Origin of the sequence: Janthinobacterium sp. 67 (genome assembly GCF_002797895.1) — a bacterium.
Lineage (GTDB): Bacteria > Pseudomonadota > Gammaproteobacteria > Burkholderiales > Burkholderiaceae_D > Janthinobacterium.
On record NZ_PGES01000001.1, the window covers coordinates 893,597 to 910,905 of the forward strand.

The window sequence follows — 17,309 nt, forward strand, 5'->3', positions numbered from 1 at the left end:
TTACAGCCCGCATAGTAAAGGAAAATACCTTGTTTGCCCTGAAAACCCTGCGCCTCGAGACCGGCGCATCCGCACTTCCCGCCCTGCGGCTGATCGCCGCCGCGGCCCTCGCGCTGACCCTGGCCGCCTGTTCCAAGCCTGCCGTCAAAGTGGAAGACGTGCGCCCCGTGCGCGCCATCGTGTTGTCTAGCAGTAATGTTGACGTCAGTGCCGAGCTGTCGGGCGAAGTCGTGCCCCGCGTCGTGTCGCAGCTGGGTTTCCGCGTGGGCGGCAAGATCGTCGCGCGCAAGGTCGACGTGGGCGCCACCGTCAAGAAGGGGCAGGTGCTGATGCAGCTCGACCCCGTCGACTTGCAGCTATCGCAGGCGCAAGCCAAGGCTAGTCTGGTGAGTTCGGAGACCAGCCGCGACCTGGCGCGCGCGGAATTGAAGCGCTACCAGGATTTGCGCGAGAAAAATTTCGTCAGCCAGGCCGTGCTCGATGGCAAGGACGCCACCTACAAGGCGGCGCAGGCGAACGTGGAAGCGGCCCAGGCCCTGTACCGGGGCCAGGCGAACCAGTCCGGCTACGCCAGCCTGCTGGCCGACGTCGATGGCGTCGTCACGCGCATCGAGGCTGAAGTGGGGCAGGTGGTGGCGCCCGGCGCGCCCGTCGTGCAAGTGGCCAGGAGCGGCGAAAAGGAAGTCGTGATCGGCATTCCCGAAGACAAGGTCGAGACCTTGCGCGGCGTCAAGGATGTGGTCGTGCGCCTGTGGGCCGACCCGAAGCAGGGCTTGCCCGGCAAGATACGCGAGGTGTCGCCCGTGGCCGATGCCGCCACGCGCACCTATATCGCCAAGGTCAGCATCCCGGACGCGCCGCACGTGCGCCTGGGCATGACGGCCGTGGTGCAGTTCGCCTCGCAAACGGCCACGCCGCAGATCAAGGTGCCATTGACGGCCCTGTTCAATGAAAAATCGCAAAGTTCCGTGTGGGTGGTGGAAAACGGCGCCGTGAAGCTCGTGCCCGTGACGGTGGGCGGCGTGGCGGGCAATGAGTTGCTGCTGGCCTCTGGCGTGAAAGCGGGGCAGACGGTGGTCACGGCCGGCGTCAACCTGCTCAAGCCGGGCCAGAAAGTGACCATCCTCGGCGCTGAACTGGCCAGCAAGCCCGATGTGGCCGCTGCCGCCGTTACCGTGGGTGCGGCCAAATGAAGGGCGGCTTCAATCTGTCGCGCTGGGCCCTTGAGCACATCCCGCTGACGCGCTACCTGATGGCCGTGCTGCTGATCGGCGGCATGCTCAGCTACGCCAACCTAGGCCAGGATGAAGATCCCCCGTTCACTTTCCGCGCCATGGTCTTGCAAGCGTACTGGCCCGGCGCCACGGCCCTGCAGATGGCCGAGCAGGTGACGGACAAGCTGGAAAAGAAACTGCAGGAAACGCCGTACATCGACGAGATCACCAGCTATTCGAAGCCGGGCGAAACCCTGATCCTGCTGGAGCTGCGCGAATCGGCGCCGCCCAAGGAAACAGCGGCCGCCTGGTACCAGGTGCGCAAGAAGATCGGCGACATCAAGGGCACTTTGCCGTCCGGCGTCGTGGGACCGTTCTTCAACGACGAGTTCGGCGACACGTACGGTTCCATCTTCGCCCTGTCCGCCGACGGTTTTACGTACGCGGAAATGAAGGATTACGCGGACAAGGTGCGCCAGGAACTGCTGGCCGTGGGACAGGTATCGAAAGTGGAACTGTTCGGCGTGCAAGATGAAAAGATCAATATCATCTTTTCGCACAAGAAATTTGCCCAGCTGGGCATTCCATTCGACGCCATCGTGCAGCAATTGTCCGAGCAAAACAGCATCAACGCCACGGGCGTGTTGGTGACGCCAACCGATAATCTGCAAGTGCGGGTGACGGGCGCCATGGTCACCGTCAAGGACCTGGAAAACCTGGAACTGCGCGCCAACGGCACCACTTTCCGCCTCGGCGACTTTGCCACCGTGAAACGCGAATTCATCGATCCGCCAAAGGACAAGATGCGTTTCAACGGCAAGGAAGTGATCGGCCTGGGCGTATCGATGGAAAAGGGCGGCAACATCATCGACATGGGCAAGGCCTTGCAGGCCACCGTCACGCGCATGAAGCGCGAATTGCCGGTCGGCATAGAATTGCAGCGCGTGTCGAACCAGCCGGAAGCCGTGTCCGCTTCCGTGGGCGAATTCGTGCATACCCTGATCGAAGCCATTCTGATCGTGCTGGCCGTCAGCTTCGTCGCGCTGGGCTTGCACACGAAGCCGCTGCGCATCGACGTTCGGCCGGGCCTGGTGGTGGCGCTGACCATCCCGCTGGTGCTGGCCGTTACCTTCCTGTTCATGCGCCTGCTCGACATCGACTTGCACAAGATTTCCCTGGGTGCCCTGATCATCGCGCTGGGCTTGCTGGTCGACGACGCCATCATCGCCGTCGAGATGATGGTGCGCAAGATGGAAGAGGGCATGTCGCGCTTCGACGCGGCCACGTTCGCCTACACGTCGACGGCCATGCCCATGCTGACGGGTACCCTGATCACGGTGGCGGGCTTCCTGCCCATCGGCCTGGCCAAGTCGGCCGCCGGCGAATACACGTTCTCGCTGTTCTCCGTCAATGCGCTGGCCCTGATCATTTCGTGGGTGGTCGCCGTCGTTTTCACGCCCTACATCGGCTACATCTTGCTGAAAGTGAAACCGCACGCGCATAACGACCATGAATTGTTCGATACGCCGAACTTCCGCCGCTTCCGCCGCGCCGTCACCTGGTGCGTGGAATGGCGCAAGACCACGATCGCCGCCACCCTGGCCATCTTTGCGCTGGGGATTTACGGCTTTAACTTTATCGAAAAGCAATTCTTTCCCGATTCCAGCCGTCCGGAACTGATGGTGGAACTGTGGTCGCCCGAAGGCACGACGTTTGCCGCAAATGAAAAGCAGGTCAAGAAATTCGAGGCGTTCGTCAGCAAGCTCGACGGCGTGGAAAGCGTGACCAGCTACGTGGGCACGGGCAGTCCCCGTTTCTATTTGCCGCTGGACCAGATTTTCCCGCAGACCAATGTGTCGCAAGTGGTGGTCTTGCCGAAGAGCCTGGCTGAACGCGAACGCTTGCGCCAGCAAATCGTCGATGTCTTCAAGAAGGATTTCCCGGAAGTGCGGGGCCGGGTCAAGCTGTTGCCGAATGGACCGCCGGTGCCGTATCCCGTGCAATTTCGCGTCATGGGGCCGGAAGTGGCTGGCGTGCGGGCCATCGCCGACCAGGTCAAGGACGTCATGCGCGCCAATCCGAACACGCTGGGCGTGAACGACAACTGGAATGAATCGGTGAAAGTACTGCGCCTGGACCTGGACCAGGACAAGATGCGCGCGCTGGGTGTCACCTCGAAAACGGTGATGCAGGCGGCCAATACGATTCTGTCGGGCACGGTCATCGGCCAGTTCCGCGAAGACAACAAGCTGATCGACATCCAGGTGCGCCAGCCGTTGGAAGAACGGGCGACGATTTCCGTGTTGAATGACACGAATATCCCGACGGCAACGGGCAAGTCCGTGCCGATCTCGCAGCTGGCCCGCGCGCATTTCGTGTGGGAGCCCGGTGTCGTCTGGCGCGACAAGCGCGAATGGGCCATCACCGTGCAGTCGGACGTGATCGATGGCATCCAGGGTGCCACCGTGTCGACGCAACTGGCGCCGCAGCTGGACGCCTTGCGCGCCAAGTTGCCGGCCGGCTACCGCATCGTCGTGAAAGGCGTGGCGGCCGACAGCGGCGAGGCGGAAGCGTCGATCTCGGCCAATTTGCCGCTGGCCATCTTCATCATCTTCACCTTGCTGATGCTGCAGCTGCACAGTTTTTCCCGTGCACTGCTCGTTTTCCTGACGGGGCCGCTGGGCGTGGCGGGTGCCGCCTTTGCCTTGCTGGCGCTGGGCCGGCCACTGGGTTTCGTGGCCAACCTGGGCATCATCGCGCTGTTCGGCATGATCATCCGCAACTCGGTGATCCTCGTCGACCAGATCGAGCAAGACATCAATGACGGTTCGGCGCCCTGGGACGCCATCATCGACTCGGCCGTGCGCCGCTGCCGTCCCATCGTGCTGACGGCTGCTGCCGCCGCGCTGGCCATGATCCCCTTGTCGCGTTCCGTGTTCTGGGGACCGATGGCCGTGGCCATCATGGGCGGCCTGATCCTGGCGACGGCCTTGACCTTGCTGTTCCTGCCGGCCTTGTATGCGGCCTGGTTCCGGGTCAAGAGGCCGGAGCCGGTGACCGCAAAAGAAGGCTAGGAGCCAGCGCCAGGGTGCTGGCATAAAAAAGGCGGCATTCCTCTGGGAAATCCAGTAGAATGCCGCCTTTGCTTTACCGAGGGCTTGCTCTATCAGTCCACGGTAGCCAGATCGCTCCCGAGTTGTTAAAATCAGGAGCAGCCTGTGGCAAGCAATGCAAAATGCGGATGTGGTGGAATTGGTAGACACGCTGGTCTTAGAAGCCAGTGCTTCGGCTTGGGAGTTCGAGTCTCCCCATCCGCACCAATCCGGGTTGTTCCAGCCCGGACGTGCAGCACCATCAAGATATTCTCCAAGGCATACAATTAGCCGAGTGCGCCCAGTGCGCCCAGTTGCCGGCTCGACTGCTGCACCATCTGTGCAATCAGTGTCTGCGCCTGCGGGTAGCCGCTTCTTTCCATCAAATTATCATCTTCAGCCAACGGCCACAGCGCCTGCAAGACGCGTTGCCGTGCCTGCGGCCAGTTGTGTTCCTGCTCCTGTGCTGCTGGCGGCAGTTCCCTGTCCAGCATGTGCAGGGCCTCGCGCGTCTGCGCCAGCTCTCGCTCTGCCTGCGCGGCCAGCGTATCGCTGCGGGGCGGTGGCTGCTGCGCCAGATAAGTGTCGAGCTTGCGGCTCTGGCGCTCGTACAGGTCGAGCAGCAAATGCACGGTGGCGCCGCCTGGCCGCCGTCGCGTGTCGAGTGCGTTGAGCACATCGAGCAGCCAGTCCGTCATCTGCCGCCCGGCCAGTCCCAGTTCCGGCCAGGCCGTGCCGTGCAATTGCTCGCCCAGGTAGCGGGCACGGTCGATGGCGCGCCGGCTGCCGCTCATGTGCTGGCCGATGGGGCCGTACTGTGACGCGAGCGCCGCTTCCTGCCGCTCGGCCAGCAGGCACAGCAAGGCCAAGTGGACATACACATGAAAGGCGGCCAGGGTGCGGTGGGCATCCCAATAGTGATTGCCCTCAATATCAGGCGCATTCCACAGCGAGCAGACCCTGGCGCCATCCTCGCGCGCATAGTCGGGCGCCAGCAGGCTGTGGCCGTGGCGGAAATCGTACAGTTTCTGGTGCGGCGATTCGTGCAGCAAATGCTCGGCCAGCCACCAGGGATTGCCGATCAGTTCCTGGTTCAGGAGGACGCTGCCGTTGACGCGAAATTGCGAACTGGACGCCTTGCCGCGCCACGTGTCCAGCTTGGGAAACAGGGCGATCAATTGCACTTGAGAAAGCGCGCTGGCCGTCAAACGGGGCAGCAAGGTTTCCAGCAAGCCTAGCCCGCGGCGCGCCGTAGGCACTGCCGCCTCAGGCGACGGTGGGGTGGTCGTGGTGGCCGTCGCCCTTCATGCGCAATTCCATTTCATCGACTTCCGTCTGGATTTTTTGCAGATCGTCGTCGCTGACGCCCTCGAGCAGGCGGCTGAGGACCATTTGCAGCTTGGCTTTGGCGTTGCTGGAACTGCCGGATGTGCTGTCACTCATGATGTTTTCTCCACTAAATTCACTTGGAGACGGAAGAAAAGGCTTAGGTTTGCCTGAAAAATGGCCAAATTGAGGTAAATCAAAGGTTTTTTGCCTGAAATCTTCGCTGTGAGCGCATTTCTTTGTTTCGGACGGAGCGCCAGTTCGCATATACTAATGAACGAAGCAGGCTGGAAAGCCTGTCTCTGGCGAAATAAAGAATGCCGGGGCAAGAGTAAAGACAGGGCACCCCCAGGCTGTGGCGACTCGTTCGCCGCCGCTGGTATCCTCTGTGGCCGGGCTGCAAAGCCAGCCACTTTCCCGAAGTCCTTTGTTATAATGCCACGCTTTACCGAATGATGGCCGGCCCTGCATATACTTAGACGCATGGCTGGACGCTCGGAGCCCTGTCGCAGTACTGGAAGCGGCGGATTGTTTGGTGCCTGGTGCGGGTTTTTCCTCAGCCGGGTAGACCAGGTCCATCGTCCTGTTTCCCGTACTTTTACAGATGAATATGCGAGCGAGTGAAGCTGGACCCATGTCTTGCCGCCAGTGATGGCGCAAGGGGTCGGGTCTTCTTTTCTCGCACCAACAGTGTTTATTTTTTGGACGATTTTTTACATGGCAACTGCAGTCGAAACCTTGGGCAAACTCGAACGTCGTATCACGATCTCCTTCCCGCTGACGGACGTCCGCACGGAAGTTGAGAAGCGCCTGAAAGTGCAAGCCCGTACGGCTAAGGCACCGGGCTTCCGTCCGGGCAAAGTGCCGTTGAAAATGGTCGCAGCACAATACGGCTACCAAATTGAATCGGAAGTGCTGAATGACAAAGTCGGCCGCGCGTTCAACGACGCCGCCAACGAAAACAATCTGCGCGTGGCCGGTTTCCCGAACATCGTGCCGAAAGAAGAAGCCGCCGAAGGCCAGCTGGCTTTCGACGCCACGTTCGAAGTGTATCCGGAAGTCGCCATCGGCGACCTGACGGCCGTTGAAATCGAAACCGTGCAAGCCGACGTGTCGGAAGCCGAAATCGACAAGACCATCGACATCCTGCGCAAGCAGCGCGTGCACTTCCACACCAAGGGCGAAGCTGGCGAACACGGCGACGGCGGCGAAGCTGTCGCTGCCAACGGCGACCGCGTGACCGTCGACTTCGTCGGCTCGATCGACGGCGTTGAATTCCCAGGCGGCAAAGCTGAAGGCTACGCTTTCGTGCTGGGCGAAGGCCGCATGCTGCCAGAATTCGAAGCAGCGACCCTGGGCCTGAAAGTGGGCGAGTCCAAGACGTTCCCATTGTCGTTCCCAGAGGACTACCATGGCAAGGACGTTGCCGGCAAAACCGCATCGTTCACCATCACCCTGCAAAAGCTGGAATGGGCGCACCTGCCGGAAGTCGATGCCGAATTCGCCAAATCGCTGGGCGTTGCCGATGGCGACCTGGCCAAAATGCGCGAAGACATCAAAGTCAACCTGCAACGCGAAGTCGCTGGCCGCGTGAAAGCACGCAACAAGGAAGCCGTCATGGACGCGCTGATCAAAGTTGCTGAGCTGGAAGTGCCAAAAACGCTGATCGCTCAAGATTCCGAGCGCCTGGCCGAAATGACCCGTCAAGACATGGCGCAGCGCGGCATGAACGTCAAGGACGTGCCTTTCCCAGCAGAACTGTTCGCGGAAAAAGCCGAGCGTCGCGTACGCCTGGGCCTGATCCTGTCGCAACTGGTGGGCGACAACAACCTGCAGGCAACGCCTGAGCAAGTCAAGGCGCAAATCGAAGATTTCGCCCAAAGCTACGAAGATCCACGCGAAGTGCTGAAGTACTACTACAGCGACCGTCGTCGCCTGGGTGAGATCGAAGCCCTTGTATTGGAAGAAAACGTCGTCACTTACGTGTTGGGCCTGTCGAAAGTCACGACGAAAGCAGTTGCTTTCGACGAACTGATGGGAAGCAACGCACAAGCGTAAACCAGTTGGTATTGGGATGCCGGCTCTCGCCGAAAGGTGAGGGCGGCATCCCCTAACTGCTTCACAAGGAAATGAAATGACAGGTATGAACCGTAATCCGGCGCTGGACACAGAGATGCTCGGCCTGGTGCCGATGGTGGTGGAACAAAGCGGTCGCGGCGAGCGCTCGTATGATATTTACTCGCGCCTGCTGAAGGAACGCTTGATTTTCATGGTCGGCCCGGTCAATGACCAGATGGCCAACCTGGTTGTCGCCCAGCTGCTGTTCCTGGAAAGCGAAAATCCGGAAAAGGAAATCTCGCTCTACATCAACTCGCCAGGTGGTTCGGTTTCGGCCGGCATGGCCATCTACGACACCATGCAGTTCATCAAACCGGACGTCTCGACCCTGTGCACGGGCATGGCTGCCTCGATGGGCGCTTTCCTGCTGGCCGCTGGCGCCAAGGGCAAGCGTTTCTCGCTGCCGAACTCGCGCATCATGATTCACCAGCCGTCCGGTGGTTCGCAAGGCATGGCGTCCGACATCGAGATCCAGGCAAAGGAAATCCTTTACCTGCGCACCCGCTTGAACGGCATCATGGCCGAGCGCACGGGCCAGTCGATCGAACAGATCGCCAAGGACACCGACCGCGACCGTTTCATGTCCGCCGACGAGGCCGTTGAGTATGGTTTGATCGACAAAGTGTTGACCAGCCGCGCTTGATGAGCCCCTACCGGTATTGCTAAGTACGTAAGTAAACGCCCGGGCGATCAAACGTTCGGGCGTTTCGCTTTTATTTCGGGTAGCATGGAGCTTGTGCACGTTGTTGACTTGCGCCATGGGTAGCGGCCTTTCCGGGCAGCAACCATCATCCGGCTTGCGATTTTGCAATATTGTTAATGCAGTTCCAACCAAAATGCCTTATGTCAGACAAAAAATCCTCTAGCGGCGAAAAATTACTGTATTGCTCGTTCTGCGGCAAAAGCCAGCACGAGGTGAAGAAACTCATCGCCGGCCCGTCCGTCTTCATTTGCGACGAGTGCATCGACCTGTGCAACGACATCATCCGTGATGAAACGTCGAGCATCGAGACGGTGACCGGTACCAAATCCGACCTGCCGACGCCGCAAGAAATCGCCGCCTTGCTCGATCAGTACGTGATCGGCCAGCAGACTGCCAAGCGCATCCTGTCGGTGGCGGTGTACAACCATTACAAGCGCCTCAAGCACCTGGGCAAGAAAGACGACATCGAACTGGCCAAGAGCAACATCTTGCTGGTCGGTCCTACCGGCTCGGGCAAGACCCTGCTGGCACAGACCCTGGCGCGCATGCTCAACGTACCGTTCGTGATCGCCGACGCCACCACCCTGACCGAAGCCGGTTACGTGGGCGAGGACGTGGAAAACATCATCCAGAAGTTGCTGCAAAGCTGCAACTACGACGTCGAGAAAGCCCAGCGCGGCATCGTCTACATCGATGAGATCGACAAGATTTCGCGCAAGTCCGACAATCCGTCCATCACGCGCGACGTGTCGGGCGAGGGCGTGCAGCAAGCCTTGCTGAAATTGATCGAAGGCACGATGGCTTCCGTGCCGCCACAAGGCGGCCGCAAGCACCCGAACCAGGATTTCGTGCAGATCGACACGACCAACATCATGTTCATCTGCGGCGGCGCCTTTGACGGCCTGTCGAAAGTGATCGCCAACCGTTCCGAGAAGAGCGGCATCGGCTTCTCGGCCACGGTGCGCAGCAAGTCGCAAAGCTCGGCCAGCGAACTGATGCTGCAAGCGGAACCGGAAGATCTGGTCAAGTTCGGTCTGATCCCGGAACTGGTGGGACGTCTGCCCGTCATCGCCACCCTGGCGGAGTTGACGGAAGAGGCGCTGATCCAGATCCTCGTCGAGCCGAAGAATGCGCTGATCAAGCAGTATTCGAAGTTGCTCGACATGGAAGGCGCGGAACTGGAGATTCGTCCGGCCGCCCTGCATGCGATCGCCAAGAAGGCGCTGGCGCGCAAGACCGGTGCCCGTGGCCTGCGTTCCATCCTGGAACATGCTTTGCTGGACGTGATGTACGAACTGCCGAGCGAACAAAATGTGGTGAAGGTCGTCATCGACGAAAATACCATCACCAGCGGCGCCAAACCTTTGTTGATTTATCAAGAGACTGCCAAGGCCTCCGGAGAAAATTGAAAACTGCCGAGACAAATGCATAAAAAGGGTTTTGATTCCTTAATGCATGGCAGTACAATTTAAATCAATGAGTGCAGGCTTCAATCGTAAAGCCACTCGCGGCGCTTAGCTGCGCGTGGCTTTTTTACTGTGAAAACTGCATTTGTTGCCGTCATGCGGGTGTGTTTTGCGAAATAGACTTTATGTTTGTTTCACAGAATTATTTATTCTCGCCGGTCTTGTGTTTTGGCAGCGAGCGCCAACATCGTAAACACGCTTTCTATAAGGTACGCCATGACAACTTCCAAATTAACTGAGCAAACTCAACTGCCGTTATTGCCGTTGCGGGATGTCGTCGTTTTCCCGCATATGGTGATACCGCTGTTCGTTGGCCGTCCAAAGTCGATCAAGGCGCTGGAAGCTGCGATGGAGCAGGGCAAGAGCATCATGCTTGCCGCTCAAAAAGCAGCCGCGAAGGACGAGCCGTCTCCTTCGGATATCTATGAAATTGGCTGCGTCGCCAATATTCTGCAAATGCTGAAGCTGCCCGATGGCACCGTCAAGGTGCTGGTCGAAGGCGCGCAGCGTGCCCGTATCAACCACATCAGCGATGCGCCGACGCATTTCATCGCCGACCTGACGCCGCTCGAGTCCGAGCCGGGCGACGAGTCGGAAGTCGAAGCCATGCGCCGCGCGATCGTGCAGCAGTTCGACCAGTACGTCAAACTGAACAAAAAGATTCCGCCGGAAATCCTCGCTTCGCTGTCGGGCATCGACGATGCCGGCCGCCTGGCCGACACGGTGGCCGCACACCTGCCGCTGAAACTCGAGCAAAAACAAGTCATCCTGGAAATTTTCAGCGTGGCCAAGCGCCTCGAGCACCTGCTGGGCCAGCTCGAAGGCGAGCTCGATATCCTGCAGGTGGAAAAGCGCATCCGCGGCCGCGTCAAGCGTCAGATGGAAAAATCGCAGCGCGAGTACTACCTGAACGAGCAAGTCAAGGCGATCCAGAAAGAACTGGGCGAGGGCGAGGATGGCGCCGACCTCGACGAGCTGGAGAAAAAAGTCGCTTCGGCAAAAATGCCGAAGGAAGCGCTCGACAAGGCCACCAACGAGCTGAAAAAACTCAAGCTGATGTCGCCGATGTCGGCCGAAGCCACCGTTGTGCGCAACTACATCGACACCCTGGTCAACTTGCCTTGGAAAAAGAAATCCAAGGTCAATAACGACCTGTCGAATGCGGAAAAAGTGCTCGAGGGCGACCACTACGGCCTCGACAAGGTCAAGGAACGCATCCTGGAGTACCTCGCGGTGCAACAGCGCGTCGACAAGCTCAAGGCGCCTATCCTGTGCTTCGTCGGTCCTCCTGGTGTCGGCAAGACCTCGCTGGGCCAGTCCATCGCCCGCGCGACGAACCGCAAGTTCGTGCGCATGGCCCTGGGCGGCGTGCGCGACGAAGCCGAGATCCGCGGCCATCGCCGCACTTACATCGGCTCGATGCCGGGCAAGATCTTGCAATCGCTGTCGAAAGTCGGCGTGCGCAATCCCTTGTTCCTGCTCGATGAAGTCGACAAGATGGGCGCCGATTTCCGTGGCGATCCCTCGTCGGCCCTGCTGGAAGTGCTCGATCCGGAACAGAACCACACGTTCTCCGACCATTACATCGAAGTCGATTTCGACTTGTCCGACGTGATGTTCGTGGCTACGTCGAACTCGTACAATATTCCGCCAGCCTTGCTTGACCGCATGGAAGTGATCCGTCTGTCCGGTTACACGGAAGATGAAAAGACCAGCATCGCGCAGCGTTATCTGCTGCCGAAGCAGATCAAGAACAATGGCTTGAAGGAAGAGGAAATCTCGGTGGCCGAGTCGGCCTTGCGCGACATCATCCGCTACTACACGCGGGAAGCCGGTGTGCGTTCGCTCGAGCGTGAAGTGTCGAAGATCTGCCGCAAGGTGGTCAAGATGCTGCTGCTGAAGAAATCCGACAAGAAAGTCATCGTCAATTCGAAGAACCTGGATAAATTCCTCGGCGTGCGCCGCTATGATTTCGGTGTCGCGGAGAAAGAAAACCAGGTGGGCCAGGTGGTCGGTCTGGCATGGACGGAAGTGGGCGGCGATCTGCTGACCATCGAAGCCGTGTCGATGCCGGGCAAGGGTGGCGTCATCCGCACGGGTACCCTGGGCGACGTCATGAAGGAGTCGATCGAGGCAGCCCGCACGGTGGTGCGCAGCCGCGCGCAGCGCCTGGGCATCAAGGCGGACGTGTTCGAGAAGAGCGACATCCACATCCACGTGCCGGAAGGCGCGACACCGAAGGACGGTCCTTCGGCTGGCGCGGCCATGACGGTGGCGATGGTGTCGGTCTTCACGGGCATCCCCGTGCGCGCCGACGTGGCGATGACGGGCGAGATCACCTTGCGCGGCGAAGTGTTGCCGATCGGCGGCCTGAAAGAAAAGCTGCTGGCGGCCCATCGCGGCGGCATCAAGACGGTGCTGATTCCCGAGCAGAATGTGAAAGACTTGGCCGACATTCCGGACAACGTCAAGAACAAGCTCGAGATCGTGCCGGTGCGCTGGATCGACAAAGTGCTGGAAATCGCCCTCGAACGCATGCCTGAAGCGTTGGCGGACGTCGCTGCGGTGGAGGCTGTCACGGCCGCCGCGGCCAAGCCCGATGCAGCCGGCGAGGTAGTAAAACACTAACGTTTTACCCCTGTTTTCCCCAAACAAGCGCTTTTAGAGCGCTTGTTTTATATTGAAACGTGAATTGCGCCCCCAAAGCGCTTGACACATATACAGTGTGGCTTGTTTAATACGCCTGCACATTTTTTTCGCCGGACAGCTGTGGTGCCAAAAGTGCCGCAACGATACGGTAAACGTTTTATACCTTTGTAATTGGGGATGCTAGTGAACAAGACTGAATTGATCGACCACATTGCTGAAAAAGCTGACATTTCCAAAGCCGCCGCTGCGCGCGCACTCGACGCTGTTATCGGCGGCGTGACGGAAACTTTGAAAAACAACGACAGCGTGACGCTGGTTGGTTTTGGTACTTTCTCGGTCAGCGAACGCGCTGAGCGTACCGGCCGCAATCCGCGTACCAAAGAAGCGATCACGATCGAAGCTGCAAAAGTCCCGAAATTTAAAGCTGGTAAAGCTTTGAAGGATGCTGTAAACTAACGGACTTCGGTGAGGTGACAATCACCGGAAACATTTGGCGGCGCCTCCGGGTGCCGCGATTTCAGGGTTGAAGTTCTTTGAATCGCAACCCTGGATGCAAATGCAAGTAGTACTGTGTATTTTTCGGAGTGGTAGTTCAGTTGGTTAGAATGCCGGCCTGTCACGTCGGAGGTCGCGGGTTCGAGTCCCGTCCGCTCCGCCAAAAAAATACGCTCTCAAGGAGTGGTAGTTCAGTTGGTTAGAATACCGGCCTGTCACGTCGGGGGTCGCGGGTTCGAGTCCCGTCCGCTCCGCCAGAATATAGAAGCCCGCGCTGCTGAATAAGTAGCGCGGGTTTTTCTTTTCCAGCGCCAGATTATCTCGGCGCGCCTGTTTTTAAAATCCCGTCCTGCCGTTTTGAATAAAAAAATGCCCGCATTTAAATCCGCTTTAAGCTGCGCCGGGTTAAATGCCCGGGTCCGCGCCTTGCCGGCCATGCGGCGCCGGGGCAGGGCGCGCGGCCTGATTTACTCTTGCTATAGCGCTATGGGCATTGTAGAATCAGGAGATAATGGCTTGGGCGTCAGAATCCTGCTTTAGTTCCAGCGCCAAGTTGTTGAATCTAAAGGGGAAGTGGACATCTGTCCCGTCCATTCCGCCGAAGAAATCAAGGCGAACGCATGTTCGCCTTTTTTTATAGTGATCCACTCATCCCGAATTGGCTGACCATGTTTGAATTTATTCGTACCCATCGACGCTTGATGCAGTTTCTCCTGATGCTGGTCATCGTCCCGTCTTTTGCACTGGTCGGTATCAGCGGCTACCAAAGCTTCGGCGATGGCGCGAACACCATCGCCAAGGTCGGCGACCAGGTCGTTACGCAGCAGCAATATGAAGAAGCGCAACGCCAGCAGATCGACCGCTACCGCCAGATGATGGGCGAGCAGTTCGACCAGAAAATGTTCGATACGCCGGAAGCGCGCAAGAGCATCCTCGACAACCTGATCGCCGAGCGCGCCGTGGCCGCCGAAGTGGGTCGTAGCCACCTGGTCATCAGCGATGCCGTGCTGCAAAAGGAAGTGCTGGACATCCCGGGCTTGACCTTGCCGGACGGTAAATTCGACCTGGAACGCTACAAGGCCATGCTGGCCGCCCAGGGCATGACGCCGCAGATGTACGATGCGCGCCGCCGCAGCGACCTGGCCCTGCAGCAACTGGCCGGCGCCGTGCAAGGCACGGCCTTCGCTCCGAACACCGTGTCCAAGCGCCTGTCCGACATTACCTCGGAAGAGCGCGAAGTGCAGGAACTGCTGTTGCCGATCGCCCAGTACGTGCCGGAAGTCAAAGTGACGGACGCCATGATCAAGGCCTTCTATGACAAGAACAGCAAGTTCTTTGAAATCCCTGAACAGGCGAAGATCGAGTACGTCGTGCTGGACGACAGCGCCGCCGGCGAGCAGGTCGACGTCACCGACGCCGACGTGACCAGCTACTACGCGAAAAACCAGAAAGCCTACACGACGGAAGAAGCGCGCCAGGCCAGCCACATCCTGGTAGCCGTCAAGAAAGATGCATCGGCCGCCGACAAGGCAGCCGCCAAGGCCAAGGCCGAAGCCATCCTGGCCGACGTGCGCAAGGCGCCAGCCAGCTTTGCCGCCGTGGCGAAAGCCAAGTCGGAAGATCCGGCGTCCGCGGAACAGGGCGGCGACCTGGGCGTGATCGGCAAGGATGGTTTGCCAGCTCCGCTGCTGAGCGCTGTGAGCAAGCTCAAGCAAGGCGAAATCAGCGACGTCGTCGCTTCCGATTTCGGCTACCACATCCTGACGGTCACCTCGCTCAAGCCACAGCACGTGCGTACGCTGGATGAAGTGCGCGGCGAAATCACGGCCGACCTGCGCAAGCAGTTCGCCGCCAAGAAATACTCGGAAATGGCCGAAACGTTCACCAACACGGTCTACGAGCAATCGGACAGCCTGAAGCCGGTGGCCGACAAGCTGAAACTGAAAGTGGAAACGGCCGCCAACCTGTCGCGCACGCCGTCGCCGGCACTGGGCAAGGCGCCATTTAACAACGCCAAGTTCCTCGCCGCCATCTTCTCGAACGACTCGCTGAAAGACAAGCGCAACACGGAAGCCGTCACCGTCGCACCTAACGTGCTGATCGCCGGCCGCGTGGTGGAATTCAAGCCTGCCTCGAAGCGTCCGCTGGCCGAAGTCGAAGCGATGATCCGTCAGCGCGTGACCCTGGAAGAAGCGGAAAAGCTGGCCAAGAAAGCGGGCGAGACCAAGCTGGCCGCCTTGAAGGCTTCGGGTGACGCCACCGGTTTCGGCGCGGCGCAATGGGTGTCGCGCAGCAAGCTCGACGGCATCAACCGTGCCGCCATCGCGCAAGTCATGAAAGCGGACACGAGCAAGCTGCCAGCCTACGTCGGCGTGGACTTGCCAGCCCTGGGCTACGGCATCTACCGCATCGCCAAGGTGCAGCAGCCGGCGCAAGTGGACGCGGCGCGCCGCCAGCAAGAGAAAGATCAGATCAGCGGCATCCTGGCACAACAGGAAATGTTCGATTACGTCGAATACCTGAAAGCCAAGGCCAAGGTGAAGATCGTCAAGCCGGTGACCGCGCCGGTTGCAGCAGCGCCGGAAGCGCCGTAAGTTTTAGTTTCTACGCATAAAAATAGCCGCTCTTGAGCGGCTATTTTTTTGTTTGCGAGTCGGGAATTTTATTTAACCCAACGGCGTAAGACTGGGGTCGGACCCTCAGGGTCCGACCCCGGCAGTTCGGACTTCGGGGTGAACATTGAGTGAGCTTATTAACCGGCTTACTTCGCGCCCAGCAACGGCGCCAGCCGCGGCCAGATATTCCTCAAGATCGTCGGATGCGCATTCGCATTCGGGTGCATGCGGTCGGCCTGGAACAGCTGCGGCTGGTCGGCGATGCCTTCGAACATGAAGGGCACCAGTGGCGCCTTCCATTCCCTTGCCAGCTTGCCGTACACGCCGTAGAACTGCTCGCCATACGCGCGGCCATAGTTGGGCGGCATGCGCATGCCCACCAGTACCACCTGTGCGCCCGATTTTTTGGCCGCTTCACCCATGGCGCGCAGGTTCGCTTCGGCGGCGGCCACGGGCAAGCCGCGCAAGCCGTCGTTGGCGCCCAGTTCGATCAGCACGACATCGGGCTGGTGCTTGGCCAGCAGGGCGGGCAGGCGCGCGCGACCGCCGCTCGTGGTCTCGCCGCTGATGCTGGCGTTGACGATGCGCGTGTCGTTCTTTTGTGCTTGCAACCGCTGTTCCAGCAGCGCCACCCAGCCCGTGCCCCGCGCCAGCCCATACTCGGCCGACAGACTGTCGCCGAGCACCAGCAGCGTTTTTGGTGCAGAATAGGCGTTCGTCATGCTCGATACCAGCAGCAGGGCTGCCGCAGGAAGCAAGGACAGGGTGCGCCGCCGCATGCGGCTGCCACCCTCGACACTTATTTGTTCACGAAATTTTTTAAGATAGATCAGCATGCCCGAATTCCCTAAAGCGACTTCCACCAGTTTTCTCCCGTCCGACGCAGCGGCCCAGCGGCCCGCCGCACCCAACAGCCAAAATGCCCAGCCGGCCATCGAAGTGGTCCAGCTGGCCAAGCGCGTACCCGATGCCGACGGTGAGCTGACCATCCTGCATCAAGTCGATTTTACCGTGCAAACGGCGGAGACGCTGGCCATCGTCGGCGCCTCCGGTTCCGGCAAGTCCACCTTGCTTGGTTTGCTGGCGGGACTGGATACACCGAGCGACGGCAAGGTCATCCTTGATGGCACCGATATCTTCGCCCTCGACGAAGACGGCCGCGCCGGCTTTCGCAAGGAAAAGCTCGGTTTCGTGTTCCAGTCCTTTCAGCTGCTGGCCCATTTGACGGCGCTGGAAAACGTCATGCTGCCGCTGGAGTTGCGCGGCGACCCGGACGCGAAGGAAAAGGCGCAAGCCATGCTGGGCAGGGTCAACCTGGGCAGCCGCCTGAAGCATTATCCGAAATACCTGTCCGGCGGCGAACAGCAGCGCGTGGCCCTGGCCCGCGCGTTCGTCACGGAACCGCCGCTGCTGTTTGCCGATGAACCGACGGGCAGCCTCGATGCGGCCACCGGCGAAGCCGTGATCCAGCTGATGTTCGAGCTGAACCGCGAACGCGGGTCGACCCTGGTGCTCGTCACGCACGACAGCTCGATTGCGGCCCGTTGCGGGCGCACGATTACGATTGCGGCGGGCAGACTGGTGTAATTGCTGGTGATGATTGTCGGATTACGCGTTCCGCTAATCCGACC

General features: G+C 59.7%; 12 protein-coding genes and 3 tRNA genes. 12 read left to right on the forward strand and 3 right to left on the reverse strand.

Translation table 11 applies throughout. The features are described 5' to 3' along the window. The first annotated feature begins 29 nt into the window (after positions 1-29). The 3 genes from CLU90_RS03970 to CLU90_RS03980 all read left to right on the forward strand — a co-directional run bounded on the left by CLU90_RS03970 (position 30) and on the right by CLU90_RS03980 (position 4,534). Positions 30-1,193, forward strand: coding sequence for an efflux RND transporter periplasmic adaptor subunit (locus CLU90_RS03970; RefSeq protein WP_100427252.1), 1,164 nt, complete (start codon positions 30-32; stop codon positions 1,191-1,193). Then, positions 1,190-4,288: an efflux RND transporter permease subunit gene (locus tag CLU90_RS03975; RefSeq protein WP_100427253.1), complete on the forward strand. Its 3,099-nt coding sequence runs from the start codon at positions 1,190-1,192 to the stop codon at positions 4,286-4,288. The genes CLU90_RS03970 and CLU90_RS03975 overlap by 4 nt, the downstream gene beginning before the upstream one ends. Before the next feature lie 163 nt (positions 4,289-4,451). Next, positions 4,452-4,534, forward strand: a tRNA-Leu gene (locus CLU90_RS03980). Positions 4,535-4,593: 59 nt separating this feature from the next. Here CLU90_RS03980 and CLU90_RS03985 read toward each other — a convergent pair. Both CLU90_RS03985 and CLU90_RS29090 read right to left on the reverse strand, forming a co-directional pair. Then, a complete protein-coding gene (locus tag CLU90_RS03985; RefSeq protein ID WP_157808725.1) occupies positions 4,594-5,565 on the reverse strand; it encodes a hypothetical protein in 972 nt (323 codons plus the stop codon). A 7-nt stretch (positions 5,566-5,572) separates the two neighbouring features. Next, entirely contained in the window at positions 5,573-5,749 is a 177-nt protein-coding gene (locus CLU90_RS29090; RefSeq protein ID WP_157808726.1) for a hypothetical protein, read from the reverse strand. Between the two features lie 600 nt (positions 5,750-6,349). Between CLU90_RS29090 and tig the strand changes: the two genes are divergently transcribed. The 8 genes from tig (at position 6,350) to CLU90_RS04025 (ending at position 15,657) form a co-directional block, all read left to right on the forward strand. After that, a complete protein-coding gene (tig, locus tag CLU90_RS03990) occupies positions 6,350-7,690 on the forward strand; it encodes a trigger factor (RefSeq protein WP_058050489.1) in 1,341 nt (446 codons plus the stop codon). An 85-nt stretch (positions 7,691-7,775) separates the two neighbouring features. After that, a complete protein-coding gene (gene clpP / locus CLU90_RS03995) occupies positions 7,776-8,393 on the forward strand; it encodes an ATP-dependent Clp endopeptidase proteolytic subunit ClpP (protein WP_374106865.1) in 618 nt (205 codons plus the stop codon). A 200-nt stretch (positions 8,394-8,593) separates the two neighbouring features. After that, positions 8,594-9,862: an ATP-dependent Clp protease ATP-binding subunit ClpX gene (clpX, locus tag CLU90_RS04000; protein WP_034751010.1), complete on the forward strand. Its 1,269-nt coding sequence runs from the start codon at positions 8,594-8,596 to the stop codon at positions 9,860-9,862. Positions 9,863-10,135: 273 nt separating this feature from the next. Beyond that, positions 10,136-12,547: an endopeptidase La gene (gene lon, locus CLU90_RS04005; RefSeq protein WP_086138046.1), complete on the forward strand. Its 2,412-nt coding sequence runs from the start codon at positions 10,136-10,138 to the stop codon at positions 12,545-12,547. Between the two features lie 204 nt (positions 12,548-12,751). Next, positions 12,752-13,024 (forward strand): HU family DNA-binding protein, encoded by a 273-nt coding sequence (locus tag CLU90_RS04010; RefSeq protein WP_010398442.1) that lies wholly within the window; start codon positions 12,752-12,754, stop codon positions 13,022-13,024. A gap of 125 nt (positions 13,025-13,149) precedes the next feature. Then, positions 13,150-13,226 (forward strand) — tRNA-Asp (locus CLU90_RS04015). Positions 13,227-13,243: 17 nt separating this feature from the next. Then, a tRNA-Asp gene (locus CLU90_RS04020) sits at positions 13,244-13,320 on the forward strand. Between the two features lie 411 nt (positions 13,321-13,731). Next, positions 13,732-15,657, forward strand: a complete 1,926-nt coding sequence (locus CLU90_RS04025) for a SurA N-terminal domain-containing protein (RefSeq protein WP_175539378.1) — start codon at positions 13,732-13,734, stop codon at positions 15,655-15,657. A gap of 167 nt (positions 15,658-15,824) precedes the next feature. On the opposite strand, the gene CLU90_RS04030 is transcribed toward CLU90_RS04025, so the two are convergent. Continuing rightward, complete coding sequence (locus CLU90_RS04030) at positions 15,825-16,514, reverse strand: arylesterase (RefSeq protein WP_100427255.1); 690 nt, start codon at positions 16,512-16,514, stop codon at positions 15,825-15,827. Between CLU90_RS04030 and CLU90_RS04035 the strand changes: the two genes are divergently transcribed. Then, positions 16,513-17,265, forward strand: a complete 753-nt coding sequence (locus CLU90_RS04035) for an ABC transporter ATP-binding protein (protein ID WP_051991124.1) — start codon at positions 16,513-16,515, stop codon at positions 17,263-17,265. The two genes, CLU90_RS04030 and CLU90_RS04035, sit on opposite strands and share 2 nt — an antisense overlap. Positions 17,266-17,309: the final 44 nt, after the last annotated feature.

Excerpts from the sequence above, each read along its gene's own strand:
- CLU90_RS03975 (WP_100427253.1), top strand. The coding sequence starts at position 1,190 with ATGAAGGGCGGCTTCAATCTGTCGCGCTGGGCCCTTGAGCACATCCCG.
- CLU90_RS29090 (WP_157808726.1), bottom strand. The coding sequence starts at position 5,749 with ATGAGTGACAGCACATCCGGCAGTTCCAGCAACGCCAAAGCCAAGCTG.
- CLU90_RS04025 (WP_175539378.1), top strand. The coding sequence starts at position 13,732 with ATGTTTGAATTTATTCGTACCCATCGACGCTTGATGCAGTTTCTCCTG.
- CLU90_RS04035 (WP_051991124.1), top strand. The coding sequence starts at position 16,513 with ATGCCCGAATTCCCTAAAGCGACTTCCACCAGTTTTCTCCCGTCCGAC.
- clpX (WP_034751010.1), top strand. The coding sequence starts at position 8,594 with ATGTCAGACAAAAAATCCTCTAGCGGCGAAAAATTACTGTATTGCTCG.
- tig (WP_058050489.1), top strand. The coding sequence starts at position 6,350 with ATGGCAACTGCAGTCGAAACCTTGGGCAAACTCGAACGTCGTATCACG.
- CLU90_RS04030 (WP_100427255.1), bottom strand. The coding sequence starts at position 16,514 with ATGCTGATCTATCTTAAAAAATTTCGTGAACAAATAAGTGTCGAGGGT.
- clpP (WP_374106865.1), top strand. The coding sequence starts at position 7,776 with ATGAACCGTAATCCGGCGCTGGACACAGAGATGCTCGGCCTGGTGCCG.
- lon (WP_086138046.1), top strand. The coding sequence starts at position 10,136 with ATGACAACTTCCAAATTAACTGAGCAAACTCAACTGCCGTTATTGCCG.